Source organism: Thiothrix sp. UBA5583 (genome assembly GCA_002425225.1).
Taxonomy (GTDB): Bacteria; Pseudomonadota; Gammaproteobacteria; order Thiotrichales; family Thiotrichaceae; genus Thiothrix; species Thiothrix moscowensis.
Genome location: DILV01000031.1, coordinates 119,825 through 135,480, shown reverse-complemented (window position 1 = coordinate 135,480; position 15,656 = coordinate 119,825). Strand labels below are relative to the sequence as shown.

The window sequence follows — 15,656 nt, the reverse complement described above, 5'->3', positions numbered from 1 at the left end:
GGGGCGAGGGGGAGTAAGAAAGATGTTTTTTAGCCCCTCTCCCCTTGAGGGAGAGGGGTTGGGGTGAGGGGTAACGGCGAAGCCGCAAAAAGAGCATCACTTCCGGTCACACCCGAGCCAACAGACCGCCTGCATCACCCCCGACTCCCCACACCAGCAGCCTGTTCCTGCACCCAGGCACGAAAAGTCTTCATTGCCGCGTTACGCCCATCCTGTTTACCCAGAGCAATCAACGCAGGAACCTTATCCCGCAACCGTAACCCCGGAAAATGCGGGCTGCAATCAACCGCGACATAATCCCCATCCCGCAACAGCAGCATCTCCAGCCGCTTGCCATCATAAATCCACAACTCGGGCACACCCAACGCCGCATACAAGCCCCGGTCAGTCGCCGAATAAATGTCGATTTCCACTGCCAGATCAGGCGGCGGGTCAATATCCAGACTGATTTTATCCTTGCCGCGCACGGCTGCCTCACGCTCAATATAAAAGCACTCATCCGCCTCCACCGCTTTTTCCACCGACGGATTACGCAATGTGACCGAACCAAACCCCTGGAAATCCCGATGGTAGTGTTCCAGCATGTATTTGATGAAATCACCGATAAAAACCTTGGGAACCTCATGCCCGGCAGATGGCGCTATCAAATGTATCCTTTTATTGCTGTAGTGAATGCGCAGGCTACTACGCTCACCCAGTTCCTCCATGAAACGCTCAAACTCACCCCACGGCACATCACGGATGATGACCTCGGCATCCGGCGGAAAGGTGATCTGGCTGATATGAAACTGCATGACGGCATCCTCCTGCAAGGTGTTCTTTTGAGTATATCAGCAATCCAGCGAATACCCACCCATGCCCATCACCGCCCCCTTACCCGCATGAACCCACTGCCCCTGCCACAACCACGGCCAGAATTCCGCCAGTTGTCCCGCAGGCAAGCCAAAACTGCCCAGCAACCCGCCCATTTGCACCTTGCTCTGCTGCCGGTTGGAATAACGTGACCACTCATGCCAATGCAATTGCGCTTGCAGCAACGGCACTGCTGCCGCCTGTTGACTGAGCGCCTTGAAATCCGCCTCCAACTCCACCCCGGCATGGAAAGCGTGCAACAGGCTCAAGCGCCGCATCAGCGTATTGAAAAAAAGCTGGAAACTGAAACGCTCGCTGTGTACTGGCGTACCCTCCTGCAACAAGCGGAACGGCGTATGCAAATGCACCCGCACCTCACCATCAGGCACAGGCGGAACCAGCGGCACATTACCCGGCAACGCCTGCAAGCTGCCCCCCGACGTATGGATGCTCACCCACACACCACTACCCACCTCGTTTTCCTGTTCCACCTGCTGCAAGCTGCACTGCCCGCCCTGCTTACCCAAACCGCGCTCCCCCACCTGCTGCAAACTGTGGATCAGATAAGGCAAATGCTCCACCGCCTTGCCCAGCAAGGTCAGATACAGCGCGAACTCATCCCCCGGCGCATACTGCCTGCCCGAAGTCTCCAGCGGATGCATGATGTAAGGGTGCGGTGCAGTATTGACCTTTTCCAGCATTGGCCCCCTGCCCGCAGGCGTCTCGAACACCTGGCTGTACACACACGAGCGCCACAACAGGCATTGCCCGCATTCCGGCTCGCGGGTCATGCACACGGTACGGCGCAAGGCATGACCAAACGCCCCCCGCCAGGTAGACCCGGCGTAGGCAGGAAAACGGATCGGGGTTTCCGCCCGGAACACACAACGGTAACGGGCAACAGGCAACTGGAAATTCATCGGTTTCGGCTCGTTCATCAGACCAGCCGAGTGTAAGGCACAAGCACCGGCACACCAAGCCCAGCAAGCTTGTCAAACGGGGGGAATTCAGGCGGGTGTGACCGGAAGTGGTGCTTAGCACAATTATCACCCTCCGAATTACCCCTCACCCCCCTGCCCCCTCTCCCTCAAGGGGCGAGGGGGAGTAAGAAAGATGTTTTTTAGCCCCTCTCCCCTTGAGGGACGACCCTGTAAGGGGCTGGGTGCGGGGTTGGGGTGAGGGGTAACGGCGAAGCCGCAAAAATAGCATCACTTCCGGTCACACCCAATTCAGGCGGCAGCGTTGCTTTGCTGCTGGGCGGCAGCGTGCAGGGCATCGTTGATTGCATACCCATAAGCACAATCAACCTCAATGCGGACTTTCATCAAGCCATCCGTACCCTCTGCCAGCATCACCGCCAGCGGGGAGCGCTTCTGGAAACGGCGATGCGGCTTTTGCAACCACAACACCCGCATCTGGCTACTGAACGGGAACGTAGTGCGCAAAGCATCCGCAATCCCCACCAGATGGTCGATGCGGTACATCATGTCTTCGGTCTGCGGCAAGGCTTTCATGCCCTGGCGATACTGCGACAAATGGCGCGGCTTGACATCATCCGCCAAACCCAGCACCGCCAGCATGTCTTCCCCGCTGATGTCCCACTCATCCAGATGCTGAATCACTGCTTGTGTCAACACCATCATTTCATCGTCAGGTAAAGTCTTCATACGCCATCCTGCTTTTTGAGACCGGAAATCTTCACCACGTTGGTGGTACGTTCTTCATCAATGAAGTGTGGGCGATCCTGGTTTTCCACGCCTGCGGCCTGCATCAGCTCACGCTCGCGGGCAGCAATCAGGTCGAAACATTTCTTGATGTCTTCCACCGTACCCTCCGTCAACGGGTAACTGGTCGCGGTCGCATGGGGGGTCAGGTCGCGCACAACCCGTGCCAGCGTCTTGCGCATCGCCATCAAAATGCGTTTTTCCGTGGAATGTTCTGTTGACATCTGTCTTGCCTCAAACCTGAAAGTGCTGAAACTATCCCAAGTGACCCGCCATTACCATACCACAAAGGTAGGGTATCCCTAGATAACGCCTTGCCCCGCAAGGAATTGGCGTACTTCGTCTGCTGTCCCGCTGAACACCAGCCGCGCCTGCTTGTTGCTAATCTGGTAGTCATACATCGGGTCGTAATAATCCAGCAACAAAGTACGCACCCATGCCTGATGCGCCTGCGTTTCGCCAGTTTCCGCCTGTATTGCCAGTGCAGCCTGCATCTGTTGCAGCAACTGCTGGTAACGCACCCCGCCCAACCGCTTGTGGATTTTCCCCAGACTACCCAGCAAATAATCGCGGAAAGCCACAAACCCTGCCGCCATATCCCCGCCATGCAAGGCAGTGAACGCAGCCGAGGTGTCCACCACGTATTCCTGATAGCTGATGTCCACCCGCTCCTCATCCGGCACTTCCATCAGTACCAATGGGGCATTGCGCAAGGTGTTGAAAAAGGTTTCCGGGATATGCACCGAGCCGATCATGCGGCTTTCATCCTCAAACAACAGCGCAAACTGCTGTTGATGAAACTTGCGCAACAAGGCAATTGCCAGCGCATTTTCAAAATTGATCTGGGTCGGCTGTGGGGTCGGCTGCGTGCCAAACGCTGAGCCACGATGGTTGGCTAATGCTTCCAGATCAAGCTGCTGCTGGAAAGTACGCAGGAAACGGGTCTTACCCGAACCCGTGCGCCCACTCAATACTACTGGCTGGAAGTTGGCGGGCAGGTTCTCCAGTTGCTCCAGCAGAAAACGGCGCATGGCCTTGTAGCCGCCCTTGACCCGTGGGTAGCGGATGCCGGTCTGCTCAAACAGCCATTGCTGCGACACCCGCGACCGCAAGCCACCCCGGAAGCAGTACAGCACGCCATCCGGGTGTTGCCTGACAAATTCCGCCCACGCCGCCACCCGCCTAGACTTGATTTCGCCACTCACCCGCTGCAAACCCAGCTCGATGGCGGCATCCTGTCCCTGCTGCTTGTAACGCCTACCGATTTCTTCCCGATCCTTGTCATCCATCAGCGGCAGGTTCAAGGCAGTGGGGAAAGCACCTTCCCGGAATTCTACCGGCGCACGCACATCCAGCATGGGCACATCGTGCAGGAACAGCGCCTGCAAATCGTCCAACAGTGGCAGATCCTTATCGGTTTCCAGCATGGTCAGACTACCGTGATCAGGGCTGAGTCCGTGACCGGCTCACGCAGGTAGCCAATCGGCTGCAAATCGAAACCAGCATCACGGCACACCATCAGGAAATCCGCTTCACCCGCCGGGTCGACCGCCACCAGCAAGCCGCCACTGGTCTGCGGGTCGCAGAGGATCTGACGCTGACGTTCGCTCATCGCGCCCAGTGCGTAGCCGTAACTGTCGAAATTGCGCTTGGCTCCACCCGGTGAACAATCCAGTTCCAGATATTGCGGTACATGTGGCAGCACCGGAATCTGCTCAAAATGGATCACGGCTTGTACCCCACTGCCTTCGCACATTTCGCGCAAATGCCCACCAAGACCAAAACCGGTAACATCCGTCAGGGCAGTAACGCAAGCCAGCTTGCCCAGTTCCGCCCCTAAGGTATTGAGGCGGCACATCACTTCGGCGGCAAGGTTGCTGTGTTCCGGCAGCAGAACTTTGCGTTTCTGTGCCGTGGTGAGGATACCGATGCCCAAAGGTTTGGTCAGGTACAGCTTGCTGCCAGCCTTGGCTGTGCTGTTCTGTTTGAGGTTGGCAGTGTCGACAATGCCGGTGACTGCCAGGCCGAAAATGGGTTCGGGGGCATCAATGCTGTGCCCGCCAGCCAGCGGGATGCCAGCGTCCTGACAGGCTTTGCGCCCGCCTTCCACCACTTCGCGCCCAACTTCCGGCGGCAGTTTGTCCAGCGGCCAGCCGAAAATCGCAATCGCCATGAGCGGTCTGCCGCCCATGGCGTAGATGTCACTGATGGCATTGGTAGCGGCGATACGCCCAAAGGTGAACGGGTCATCGACAATCGGCATGAAAAAATCGGTAGTGCTGATAACCGCAGTGCCATTGCCTAAGTCGTAAACAGCAGCATCGTCGCGGGAACTGTTGCCCACCAACAGGGCATCACACACATCGGGGGGCAACTGGCTGTGCAGGATCACATCCAGCACGGCGGGGGCAATCTTGCAGCCACAGCCGGAGCCGTGGCTGTATTCGGTCATGCGGATCGGGCTTTGCATACAGACAGATTCCAAAAAACGAAGGGCTGCATCATACGCCAAACTGGCGCTGCTGCTCAAACACCCTGCCCTGTCACCACAATCCGCACAGTTTGCAGCAGGATATGCATGTCCAACCAGAGATTCTGGTGCTTGATGTAATAAATGTCATGGCGATGCTTGTACATGGCGTCTTCCACCGATGCACCGTAGCTGTATTTCACCTGCGCCAACCCGGTAACACCCGGTTTGACCATGTGACGAAAACGGTAAAAAGGGATCACCTGTTCCAGTTCACGGATGAAAACCTCACGTTCCGGGCGCGGCCCGATCAGGGACATTTCCCCTTTCAACACGTTGATCAACTGCGGTAACTCGTCAATCCGGGTCTTGCGGATGAAAGAACCGACACGGGTAATACGGCTATCATTTTTCGACGCCCATTTCGCTCCATCTTTTTCCGCATCCTGACGCATGGAACGGAACTTGATGATCTCAAACTCCTGATTGAACAGCCCGGTACGGCGCTGGCGAAAAAACACCGGCCCCGCTGATTCCAGCCGGATTGCCAACGCAGTTAGCACCCACACTGGTAGGGTCAGGCACAACAACAACAGCGACAAGCCAATATCCATCACCCGCTTGCTCCATTGCTTCTCATGCCTGCGGGCTGCTCGCATGATGTTGCTGTCCAGCAAGTAATCACCGTGCAGCAACTCCACCTCCACGAAATGCAGATGCCGATCCAGATAATCCAGCAACGCCTCCACCTGCCCACCGGCACTGGCGGCATTCACCAGAAACTCCAGTTGGTAGCTGCTCAGATCAGAACGTTTGAAAAAACAAAGGGTTTTGCCCTGATAATCCCGCAGCTCATACTGGTTGATGACATGGGGAATATTGGCACGCTTCAGGACATCGCTGACGTGGGCAACATCGTGTTCTGGTGCATAGACATGAACGAGTGGCTGACGGGCTTCAGCAACCATGCGCAGACTGCGCTGGGGCTTTTCCTGAAAAAACGACGCGGCGGTCAACCGGAATGACAGGCTGCTCTCGGACATGGGCTTGTGCTCCGTAAGTCGTAAGGACTCAGATAATTTTTGCTATTAACTTGCGGACACTATGCGACAAGGACAGGGATTCGGCAACCAGACAACGACTGACTGCCCCGCTTTTGCTGACGAGATGCACAAAGTTTTATTTATGGAACAGCATTAGTGCATTATTTTTGACATACCGCCCATAACAGGCAACATGATGGAAAGCACGATCAGGGTAACAATCCCCCCCATGAACAGGATCAGCCCCGGCTCCAGCAAGCTGAGCAGGGTCGCCATGCGAGCCTGGGTTTCGCGCTCCTGCTGGATGGCAGCGCGTTCCAGCATATCATCCAGTTTGCCGCTGCCCTCACCACTGGCAATCAGGTAAACCATCATCGGCGGGAAGAAACCGGAACGTTCCAGCGCCCGGTGGATCGGCATCCCTTCACGTACCCGTTCGGCAGCATCCAGCACTGCTTCGCGCATGGGAATATTGATGACTACTTCGGCAGAAATCTTCATCGCATCCAGCACCGGCACACCGCTGCTGCTGAGAATGCTGAAAGTACGGGCAAAATGTTCCGTATTGACCCCACGCACAATCCGCCCGATCACTGGCAGGCGCAACAACAGCCGATGATAGCGGCGTTTCCATAACGGGCGTTTCAATAACCAGACAATGCCCGCAATCAGCAAACCAATCCCCACCAGCAAGGCCAGACCGTAATCGCGCAGGAAATCGCTGGACGCAATCAGCATCCGGGTCAACAACGGCAACTCGATGTCCAAGGTGGCAAACGCTTCCACCACTTTAGGCACAACGAAACGCAGCAAGGCAGAAACCACCCCCACCGCCACCAGCAACAATACCATCGGGTACACCAGTGCAGCAGTGACTTTCTGCTGGCTGTGCTGGCGGTTTTCGGTGTAATCCGCCAAGCGTTCCAGCACTTCGGGCAAATGCCCGGACTGCTCACCAGCCCCCACGGTAGCACGATACAAAGCTGGAAAAGCACCCGGAAACAGTCCCAGTGAATTCGCCAGCGAATGCCCTTCTGTCACCCGAGCGCGGATCGCGGAAAACACCCGGCGGGCGGAATTGCGCTCAGTCTGACGCACCACCGCCCCCAACGCTTCCTCGACCGGGGAACCTGCACGTACCAGCGTGGCAAGCTGACGAGTCATCAGGGCAAGATCGGCAGGCCGCAAACGCCCGCCACGAAACAGCGAGCCACTTTCGGATTTTTTCTGTTTCTGGGCAACTTCATTGACTTCCATCGGCACCAGATCGCCGTTGCGCAAAAGCTGGCGAACCTGGCGGGGCGTGTCCGCCTCCATAATGCCGCGTTCCTCTTTCCCCGCAGCATTGAGGGCGAGGTATTCAAACGCGGGCACTAACTTTCCTCCCGTGTGACGCGCAGGATTTCATCCAGCGAAGTCTTGCCTTCCAGTACCAGACGGATGCCATCATCCCGCAGTGACGGGGTATGCCGATGTACGTACTCACCCATCTGGAGTTCACTGGCACAGTCATGGATCATTTGCCGCAACTGGTCGTCGATTGCCACAAACTCGTAAATCCCCAGTCGCCCCACAAAGCCAGTATGGTTACAGGCGGGGCAGCCAACCGGTCGGTAAGGGCTTTTGCCCTGCAAATCATCATCATCAGACAGATGCTGACGCAACAGGTCACGCTCGGTCTTGTCTTCCAGAATCGGGACTTTGCACGCCGGGCACAACACTCGCACCAACCGTTGCGCCAGCACGCCCAGCAAACTGGATGCCAACAGGTAAGGTTCTACCCCCATATCACGCAAACGGGTGACGGCACCAATCGCGGTATTGGTATGCAAGGTGGAAAACACCAAGTGCCCGGTCAAACTGGCTTGCACAGCAATTTCTGCCGTTTCCAGGTCGCGGATTTCGCCCACCATCACCACATCCGGGTCTTGGCGCAAAATGGCACGCAAGCCACGCGCAAAGGTCATGTCGACCTTGCTGTTGACCTGGGTTTGCCCAATCCCGTCGATGTAGTATTCGATGGGGTCTTCCACGGTAAGGATATTGCGGCGGCTGTCATTCAGATGAGCCAGAGCTGCATACAGGGTGGTGGTTTTCCCCGAACCGGTCGGGCCTGTGACCAGAATGATGCCGTGCGGCTTTTCGATCATGCTTTGCAGGCGGGCATAAATGCCGGGTTCCATGCCCAGATGCGACAAGTTCAAACGCCCTGCCTGCTTGTCGAGCAAACGCAATACCACCCGCTCGCTATGCCCGGATGGCAGGGTGGAAACGCGCACATCCACCGCCCGCCCGGCAACCCGCAGGGAAATGCGCCCATCCTGCGGCAGGCGCTTTTCGGCAATGTCCAGCCGCGCCATGACCTTGATGCGCGAAATCAGCAAGGGAGCCAGTTTGCGCGGCGGTTCAATCACTTCGACGAGCACGCCGTCTACCCGCATCCGCACCAACATGCGTGATTCAAAGGTTTCAATATGGATGTCGGAAGCATTTGCCTTGACCGCCTGAGTCAGCAACGCATTGATCAGGCGGATGATGGGGGCATCATCTTCCGATTCCAGCAGGTCTTCCGGTTCTGGCAGGGAACCGGCAATGTCCTGCAAATCGGCATCATCCCCAATGTCCTGGATCATCGCGGCTCCGACCTGACTGCGGTCGTAGTGGCTCGCCAGCATACGGTCAAATTCTTCCGCGCTGACTGTCTGAAAATGCAACTGACCGGGGATGAAACGCTGCACTTCCGCCACTGCCAGCGGTGTTAAGCCGCTACGGCACAGGACATTGATGCCATGCCCGCCCGGCTGCAACAACACACCATGCCGCTTGGCGAAACTGTAGGGCAGTTCCCGCTGGGGTGCAGTTTCAACGCTGGTATGGATGTCGCTCATAACGTTCCGTTGCAGAAAGGATCACTCTTGTTGCAGCTACCCGTTGGCGTAACTGGCTTGGGTGCAGCAGGTGGTGGGTTATGCAAATCGTCTGCCGACCCCCGTGTGACCTTGTTCATGTCGGCTGGCAAGGTGGAAGCACCTTGTGGCAGGCTACCACGCTGGGTAACGCCACTACGCTGCTGTTGCTGCTGCATGGTATGGTATTTCTGACGGGTGTAAGCGTCGGCTGACTGTCCGTCCGGCAAAATTACCGGGTGGATGAACACCATCAGGTTCTGCTTGGTCTTGCTGGTAGTATTGTTGCGGAACAGCCCACCCAGCACCGGCACATCGCCCAGCACCGGCACTTTGCTTTCGGAATCGCGGTAGTTGTCTTCAATCAGGCCACCCAGCACCAAAATCTGCCCGTCTTCCACCATCACGTTAGTGGTAATGCGGCGCTTGTTGGTAATCAGGTCAGAAGCGCCCGCACTGCTGGAAGCCACGTTGGAGGTTTCCTGATCAATTTTCAGGTTGACGGTTTCACCCCGGTTGATTTGCGGGGTGATCTTGAATTTCAGACCAACATCCTTGCGCTCAATGGTGGTGAAGGGGTTGGTGGTATCACTGGAGCTATTGGTGCTCTTGCCGGTAATAAACGGCACTTCCTGGCCGACGGTGATTTCAGCCTCTTCATTGTCAACTGTCACCAGTGTAGGCGTAGACAGGATGTTGGTTGCCGCATCGCCTTTGAGGGCTTCGGCAATCAGGCCAAAACTGTCATTGCCGCCACCCAACAACAAGCCGGTCGGCAAGCTGGCAGCCGACCCCGCCTTGACGGAACCATACAACCCGGCAACCGTCGACAAACCGCCAAAGTTGCTGATTCCCACCGGGCCGTTGCCATCCCGTGCGCCATTGGACAGCAAGGATGCACTCAGCTTGTTGGTCAGATCGGTGGAAACCTCGGCAATGATGGCCTCAACCAGCACTTGCGCCCGCCGCCGGTCAAGCTGGGCAATCACCTTCATCATGTTTTTCTGCAAGGTGGGCGGGCCACTGATGATGATGGAATTGCTGGATTTATCCGCCAGTACCGTCACCCCGCCCGAACTGGCTGAGGAAACGGAAGGTGCTGCCGCAGCGCCACCTGCTCCGCCCCCGGCGGCTGGCACTGCACCGGACTGCTTTTGCAGCGCAGGCGAAACACCATTCAGCACAGCCACCACATCTTCCGCCTTGGCATAACGCAACGGAATCACCCGGGTATCGCCTTCGGTGGCACGCTGCACATCCAGACGGGCAATGGCTTTTTTCATACGTTCACGGGTTTGCTTATCCCCGGAAATCAGCACGCTGTTGGTACGCTCATCCGCCGAAACCCGACCACCGGCTGGCAATGGCGCACCATCTGCACCACCCGCCCCGGTTGCCATCAAGCCTTGCAGGGTAGCTGCTACCTGGGAAGCCACCGCAAACTCCAGTGCTACCAGTTCAAAATCGTCGTTGTTGGGGTTGTCGATACTTTCAACCACTGCCCGCAAACGTTGTACGTTTTGCGCCCGCCCGGTAATGACCACCGAGTTGCTCGACTGGTTGGGCTGGATACGGGTTTCACCTTGCCCACTCAGGGGAATCAGGGTTTGCATGGCGGTTGCTACCGGGATGTAGTCCAGTTTCACCACTTCAGTGACGGTTTCATCCACATCGCTTTCGCTGGCATCCTGTACCAGTGGGGCAACTTGTGAACGCGCTTTGCCGGTCGGCACAACCTTGGTCAGGTTGCCGGATTCGACCGCATCGAAACCGTGTACCTGCAACACCGACAAAAAGGCTTCGTACAGATCATCCTTGTCCAGCCCGCGCCCGGAAACAAACGTCACCTTGCCGCGAACCTGGGGATCAACGATGAAGTTCCTGCCGGTATGTTGCGCCACAATGTCGATCAGTGTGCGGATTTCGACATCCTGCAAGTTGATGCGGGGCGTTTCCTCCGCATTCAGATTGGCGGGTGTCGCCAGCAGGAACAGGGAACATGCCAGTGACAAACTGGAAAACACTGAACTTAACTGTTTATTATATGATTTCATTGAAAACCTGTTATCCATTGACTGCTCATGCAGCCGCAATTTCACGCAGTGCCAGTTTAGTAACGTTTGCGCACCAATCCGGCTAACAGCAGGCCACGATCATGCAACAGATGGCATGGAATATCCAGCATATTCAGGCTATCGGCTGCGCAGGTAATCAGGCCATTTCAGGTCTTGGGCAGCGTTACGCCCATTTGCCCCTGATACTTGCCACCCCGATCCCTGTAGGAGGTATCGCAAATTTCGTCTGACTCAAAAAACAGCATTTGCGCCACACCTTCGTTGGCGTAAATTTTAGCAGGCAACGGAGTGGTATTGGAAAATTCCAGCGTGACATGCCCTTCCCACTCTGGCTCCAGCGGGGTCACATTCACAATAATGCCGCAACGGGCATAGGTCGATTTACCCAGACACACGGTCAGCACGCTGCGCGGAATGCGGAAGTATTCCACGGTTCGCGCCAATGCAAACGAATTGGGCGGGATAATGCAAACATCCCCGGTAAAATCGACAAAACTCTTTTCATCGAAGGCTTTGGGGTCAACGATGGTGCTGTTGATATTGGTGAAAATCTTGAATTCATTGGCACAACGCACGTCATAGCCATAGCTGGATGTGCCGTAGGAAACGATTTTCTCACCATTGACAGCCCGTACCTGCCCCGGCTCGAATGGCTCGATCATGCCCTGTTGTGCTGCCATGCGCCGAATCCAGTGGTCGGATTTTATGCTCATTGCTGCACCCCTACCCCGCCCTGACGTTGGAATGGCACTTTAATCAACGGCAGTTTGACTGCACCTGTCAGGTCATACTGCAAACGGCGTTCACGCCATGCCACCGGCGCCAGCCGTGCCAGTTCCACAAAATCCAGCCTGACCGGAATGTTGACCGGCACTTCCTGACGTGCGCCAATACTTTGCTCCTGCACCTGATCACCGCTGGCAACCGGATGACCATTCAGACGCAAGCCGTACTCAATCCCCTTGATCGGCAAAGGAAAAGCATTGGGGTTATTGACATTGAGCGTGATGACCGCCGTACCTTGTGTCAGGGAGATGTCACGCAAGCCGATGTTCTGGATGGAAATGGTGGGTTGCTCAATAACGCCGGGAACACTGCTGCACGCTGGTAGCAGCAAGGCGGCAGACAAGAGCAGGAAACTTCTTTTCAGCATGGATTTGTTCTTCATGTCGGGTTAATCAGCGCATATTAAACGAAAAAAGCCCTGACGGAAAACTGTGGATACACAAACACGTTTAAACCCACTGCTAGTCCGGGTTTACGGTAGTTGCCCATAAAATCGCTAGAATGATCAGCATGATGAAACGAGTCTACACTTCCGCCACACCGATGATGGCAGGCTTTATCAGGGATGTTCTGGAAAACGCCGGAATTCACTGCGTGCTGAAAAACTACTTTCTCAGCGGCGGTACGGGCGAATTGCCCATCAACGAAACCTGGCCGGAAATCTGGGTACATCACAAAGACGAAGCCTGCGCTCTTGCGGTTATCCGCCTGACGCTGGAAACGCAGGCTAATGCCCCACCGTGGGAATGCCCACAGTGCCATGAACAACTGGAAGGGCAATTTGCCAGTTGCTGGAACTGTGGGTACGTGCGGGGATAGTGCCCAGTAGCTCAGTGATCAGTGAGAAGAATGGGAGCGCAAACAACACACAAGCCGAAAACCTTGATCGTTGTTGCGATAGCGCGGATGACCGGGGCTGCGAAAAGAGGCGCAGCAATACTCAGCATTGACGTACCATGAACCTCCCCGAGCCACACGACCACCGCCTGAAACATCGGCAGTAGTTATCTGGGGTTCATCATACTTATTGAGACACCATTCCCAAACGTTCCCGGACATATCCATCAGACCGTAGGGCGATTGACCTTGAGGGTAAATACCAACGGCAGAAGTTTCTTCCAGAAAAAGCCCACCAACTTTTGGACCACCATAACGAGCTGTTTCGTCGATATTAACATAACCTATTTTGTAGTATTTAGCCCACGGATATACCCGACCATCCGTTCCTCGTGCGGCTTTTTCCCATTGCTCTTCGGTAGGCAGACGAATATCCAAGTCCAGCTTTTTAGACAACCAGCGGCAGAAAGCCATTGCCTCGTACCAATTCACTTGCTCCACAGGACGGTTATTTTCTTTCCAATATGGCTTATGGGGTATTTCCGGCTTTTGCAGGTCTTGCCACCAACAATCATTGCCGTAACCATCTTCAGCTATCACAAAAGCATAAAACTGGGCATTGGTGACTGGATAGCGGCTCATTTTGTAGCTTGGCAGAGACAAACGTTCGCCATACTGATAGGTGAACTCACCCGCAGGGATTTCTACCCAGTCGATGTCAGGCAAGCCCTTGGCATCCAGACCGATATGTGGGCGATTATCCCAGTCTAGCCATGCCAGCACAGTACTGAGGGCATGGCGCTCGTGAGGGTTGGGATAGTCCACAATACTAGTGATGGCGTCTTGCCATTGGGTGCGAAATTCGGCAAACAAAATGTCATCCAGCACCCCTTGTTCACGGGCAATTTCCGCTGCCAATTTAGGGTTGCCAGCCGCCAGCCATTGCAAAAAGGGTTTGGGGTCGGCTTCGTATTCAGCCGCAAGTTTGGCTGCTTCCTCCCAACCGTTGGCAACCCACCATTGTTCAGCAGGCCAGAGGGTTCGGGCTTGTAAACCATTTGCCCGCCGTTCTTCAAAACTTTGCGCAGTAAAAAATTCTTGTAGCAACTGGTGTGAAAAACGCACGCTGTCACGGGTCAACTCCAACAAGCTGGCAGCAGCGGCGAACTCCAACCGGGGCAATGGCATGGTGGCAACTGCCTCAGAACGGGATAACACCGTGCGCACTTCCTGAGCAGACTTGGTACGGCTTTGCAGTTGCCATGCCAGTTGTTTGAGTTCCGCTTTGAGCTGTTCCTCATGCGCTTTGGGGTAATGGTTTTCCGGTTTGGCTTGTTTTTCCCGATAAATCAGGTCTTCGACAAACTCGGAGAACAACGCAATGCGGCTCTCTGGCAATTGTTGCTGTTCGCTGTAAATCACCACCATCTGGGTCAGCAGATAAGGGTTGGCTGCCAGTTTCATTAAACTACGGGAGTCGTTCAGGTGTTTTTGCCTGTTCTCATCTCCCCACCAATATTTGTTGTCGCCTGTTTTCCACGCTGGCGGGATTTCTGCCAGCGTCCAGAATTCTTCTCAGTGGTTCTCATGCCCACGTTTTTTCCAGTCTTCCCACGTTGCACGCATTGCTTCCCCGCCTGCCAATTGCCAGAACAGGCTTTCTGCCATCCCGTGCGCAGCTTCGTCTTCGGCAAAATAGTTGTGCAGGAAATCGTGGATACGCGGCGGGTCAAGCGGCTCAATCGTCAGGCGGTCGAGTTCCTGATCCAGCGGCCCGCGATAATCCCGCAAACGGCAGGTCAGCAACACGGATGCAGTCGGGTAACGCTCCAGCCACGCGCGGACTTGCGGCAGTTTTTCCTCACGCTGGTCAAAGGGGATTTCGTTCAGGGCATCGAAGAGCGGCAGCAAGCGTTTACTGTGGTACAAATCGGCAAAGTGGCTTGCCAAACCATCCAACTGTTCCAGCACGAAATCATGCAAGGTGAGGCTGGGGTTATCCCAACGGTTGAGCGGGATCACTACTGGCAAGAGTTGCCCCGACTGTTCCAGTGCCTTTTGCGCAGAATCAGCAGCTATGCGCCACAAGGAAAAGGTTTTGCCCGCACCCGGTTCACCCAGAACTACCAGCCGTTTATGCTCAGCAAAAGCAGCGATGACATCATCGTGTTCCACACACTCACTCACAACTTCCAGCGGTTCCGCATATTCGGTACGCTTGCGGTGGCGTAAACGTGGCGACATGCAAGCAACCGCTACCCGCTTGTGTTCCTTGCGGAATTGCCCTGCCAACGGCGCGTAGACTTTGCCCGCAAAACGCAGGGCGCGTTCTTCGTTGTCACGCAGCAGGTTTTCCAAATAGGCAGTTTCAACCTTGCGCAGGGTGCTGGTACTGTCGGGCAACTGCTGGCGGATACGGGCAAGCAGGCGTTGCCACTGGCTTTCCTTGCAGTCGCCATAGAGTTTTGCCGCCTGCAAATCCTTGATCTGGATTGGCAAACTACCTTCATCCGCCAATACCGGGATAATCAGGGCTTTCTGCTCACTCGCAGCGATATATTCCTTTTCCACCCACGGGCGGTCATGGGCAGCAGGCGACACCACCGACAACATGACCCGGCAGGATTTCACGCCCTCAGATAACATCTGAATCCAGCGGTCGCCGAACAGGATATTTTCCTCATCCAGAAACGCAGCAATATTTTCTGCTGCCAGACGCTGGTACAGCTCTCGCGCCAATGCCTGGCCATTCGCGCCATCGCGTGGGTAGCTGATAAAAACTCGTGGTGGTTGCGACATGATTCCCGGCGACACCCTTGTGCAAAATTCCTGACGAATTAATAGCAGAATTCAGGTATCAGCGAAACCCACCATACAGGCGCTTTATACCGGGTGCAGCCCTGCAAACCACAACATTCATCGCGACAGGTTGCCGAAATCCCGCGAACACACCACAATAGCGC

At 55.6% G+C, this 15,656-nt stretch carries 15 protein-coding genes; 1 reads left to right on the top strand and 14 read right to left on the bottom strand.

All coding sequences use genetic code 11. The features are described from left to right. Positions 1-134: 134 nt before the first annotated feature. From B2U47_RS13330 to B2U47_RS13275, 12 genes are all read right to left on the bottom strand, one after another. Entirely contained in the window at positions 135-794 is a 660-nt protein-coding gene (locus B2U47_RS13330) for a Uma2 family endonuclease (protein ID WP_296677949.1), read from the bottom strand. 36 nt (positions 795-830) lie between these two features. Continuing rightward, positions 831-1,790, bottom strand: a complete 960-nt coding sequence (cas6, locus tag B2U47_RS13325; protein ID WP_296677946.1) for a CRISPR system precrRNA processing endoribonuclease RAMP protein Cas6 — start codon at positions 1,788-1,790, stop codon at positions 831-833. A gap of 291 nt (positions 1,791-2,081) precedes the next feature. Beyond that, complete coding sequence (locus B2U47_RS13320; protein WP_296674388.1) at positions 2,082-2,519, bottom strand: DUF2384 domain-containing protein; 438 nt, start codon at positions 2,517-2,519, stop codon at positions 2,082-2,084. Further along, entirely contained in the window at positions 2,516-2,800 is a 285-nt protein-coding gene (locus B2U47_RS13315) for a segregation and condensation protein A (RefSeq protein WP_296674386.1), read from the bottom strand. Before B2U47_RS13315 ends, B2U47_RS13320 begins: the two co-directional genes overlap by 4 nt. 78 nt (positions 2,801-2,878) lie before the next feature. Next, positions 2,879-4,003 carry a tRNA 2-selenouridine(34) synthase MnmH gene (mnmH, locus tag B2U47_RS13310; protein ID WP_296674384.1) on the bottom strand — a complete coding sequence of 375 codons (1,125 nt, stop codon included), beginning with the start codon at positions 4,001-4,003 and terminating at the stop codon, positions 2,879-2,881. Positions 4,004-4,005: 2 nt separating this feature from the next. After that, positions 4,006-5,046, bottom strand: coding sequence for a selenide, water dikinase SelD (gene selD, locus B2U47_RS13305; protein WP_296674383.1), 1,041 nt, complete (start codon positions 5,044-5,046; stop codon positions 4,006-4,008). Between the two features lie 56 nt (positions 5,047-5,102). Continuing rightward, positions 5,103-6,089, bottom strand: a complete 987-nt coding sequence (locus tag B2U47_RS13300; RefSeq protein WP_296674381.1) for an exopolysaccharide biosynthesis polyprenyl glycosylphosphotransferase — start codon at positions 6,087-6,089, stop codon at positions 5,103-5,105. 153 nt (positions 6,090-6,242) lie between these two features. Continuing rightward, positions 6,243-7,463 (bottom strand): type II secretion system inner membrane protein GspF, encoded by a 1,221-nt coding sequence (gene gspF / locus B2U47_RS13295; RefSeq protein ID WP_296674379.1) that lies wholly within the window; start codon positions 7,461-7,463, stop codon positions 6,243-6,245. After that, positions 7,463-8,977, bottom strand: a complete 1,515-nt coding sequence (gene gspE, locus B2U47_RS13290) for a type II secretion system ATPase GspE (protein WP_296674376.1) — start codon at positions 8,975-8,977, stop codon at positions 7,463-7,465. The genes gspF and gspE overlap by 1 nt, the downstream gene beginning before the upstream one ends. After that, the gene (gene gspD / locus B2U47_RS13285) at positions 8,974-11,049 is read right to left on the bottom strand and encodes a type II secretion system secretin GspD (RefSeq protein WP_296674375.1); all 2,076 of its coding nucleotides are present in this window, start codon (positions 11,047-11,049) and stop codon (positions 8,974-8,976) included. The genes gspE and gspD overlap by 4 nt, the downstream gene beginning before the upstream one ends. Positions 11,050-11,216: 167 nt before the next feature. Continuing rightward, positions 11,217-11,783: a dCTP deaminase gene (dcd, locus tag B2U47_RS13280; RefSeq protein WP_296674374.1), complete on the bottom strand. Its 567-nt coding sequence runs from the start codon at positions 11,781-11,783 to the stop codon at positions 11,217-11,219. Beyond that, positions 11,780-12,223, bottom strand: a complete 444-nt coding sequence (locus B2U47_RS13275) for an LEA type 2 family protein (protein WP_296674373.1) — start codon at positions 12,221-12,223, stop codon at positions 11,780-11,782. Before B2U47_RS13275 ends, dcd begins: the two co-directional genes overlap by 4 nt. Positions 12,224-12,366: 143 nt before the next feature. On the opposite strand from B2U47_RS13275, the gene B2U47_RS13270 reads away from it, so the two are divergent. Beyond that, the gene (locus B2U47_RS13270) at positions 12,367-12,675 is read left to right on the top strand and encodes a DUF2007 domain-containing protein (protein ID WP_296674372.1); all 309 of its coding nucleotides are present in this window, start codon (positions 12,367-12,369) and stop codon (positions 12,673-12,675) included. 18 nt (positions 12,676-12,693) lie between these two features. On the opposite strand, the gene B2U47_RS13265 is transcribed toward B2U47_RS13270, so the two are convergent. Both B2U47_RS13265 and B2U47_RS13260 read right to left on the bottom strand, forming a co-directional pair. Further along, positions 12,694-14,157: an SUMF1/EgtB/PvdO family nonheme iron enzyme gene (locus tag B2U47_RS13265; protein WP_296674371.1), complete on the bottom strand. Its 1,464-nt coding sequence runs from the start codon at positions 14,155-14,157 to the stop codon at positions 12,694-12,696. Between the two features lie 111 nt (positions 14,158-14,268). Beyond that, entirely contained in the window at positions 14,269-15,492 is a 1,224-nt protein-coding gene (locus tag B2U47_RS13260) for a TIR domain-containing protein (RefSeq protein WP_296674370.1), read from the bottom strand. Between the last annotated feature and the right edge of the window lie 164 nt (positions 15,493-15,656).

Bases quoted from the DNA above. Each gene is read 5' to 3' on its own strand.
- gspE (WP_296674376.1), bottom strand. From the start codon at position 8,977: ATGAGCGACATCCATACCAGCGTTGAAACTGCACCCCAGCGGGAACTG.
- B2U47_RS13275 (WP_296674373.1), bottom strand. From the start codon at position 12,223: ATGCTGAAAAGAAGTTTCCTGCTCTTGTCTGCCGCCTTGCTGCTACCA.
- dcd (WP_296674374.1), bottom strand. From the start codon at position 11,783: ATGAGCATAAAATCCGACCACTGGATTCGGCGCATGGCAGCACAACAG.
- B2U47_RS13330 (WP_296677949.1), bottom strand. From the start codon at position 794: ATGCAGTTTCATATCAGCCAGATCACCTTTCCGCCGGATGCCGAGGTC.
- B2U47_RS13265 (WP_296674371.1), bottom strand. From the start codon at position 14,157: ATGAAACTGGCAGCCAACCCTTATCTGCTGACCCAGATGGTGGTGATT.
- cas6 (WP_296677946.1), bottom strand. From the start codon at position 1,790: ATGAACGAGCCGAAACCGATGAATTTCCAGTTGCCTGTTGCCCGTTAC.
- selD (WP_296674383.1), bottom strand. From the start codon at position 5,046: ATGCAAAGCCCGATCCGCATGACCGAATACAGCCACGGCTCCGGCTGT.
- B2U47_RS13270 (WP_296674372.1), top strand. From the start codon at position 12,367: ATGATGAAACGAGTCTACACTTCCGCCACACCGATGATGGCAGGCTTT.
- B2U47_RS13315 (WP_296674386.1), bottom strand. From the start codon at position 2,800: ATGTCAACAGAACATTCCACGGAAAAACGCATTTTGATGGCGATGCGC.
- B2U47_RS13300 (WP_296674381.1), bottom strand. From the start codon at position 6,089: ATGTCCGAGAGCAGCCTGTCATTCCGGTTGACCGCCGCGTCGTTTTTT.
- B2U47_RS13320 (WP_296674388.1), bottom strand. From the start codon at position 2,519: ATGAAGACTTTACCTGACGATGAAATGATGGTGTTGACACAAGCAGTG.
- mnmH (WP_296674384.1), bottom strand. From the start codon at position 4,003: ATGCTGGAAACCGATAAGGATCTGCCACTGTTGGACGATTTGCAGGCG.
- gspD (WP_296674375.1), bottom strand. From the start codon at position 11,049: ATGAAATCATATAATAAACAGTTAAGTTCAGTGTTTTCCAGTTTGTCA.
- B2U47_RS13260 (WP_296674370.1), bottom strand. From the start codon at position 15,492: ATGTCGCAACCACCACGAGTTTTTATCAGCTACCCACGCGATGGCGCG.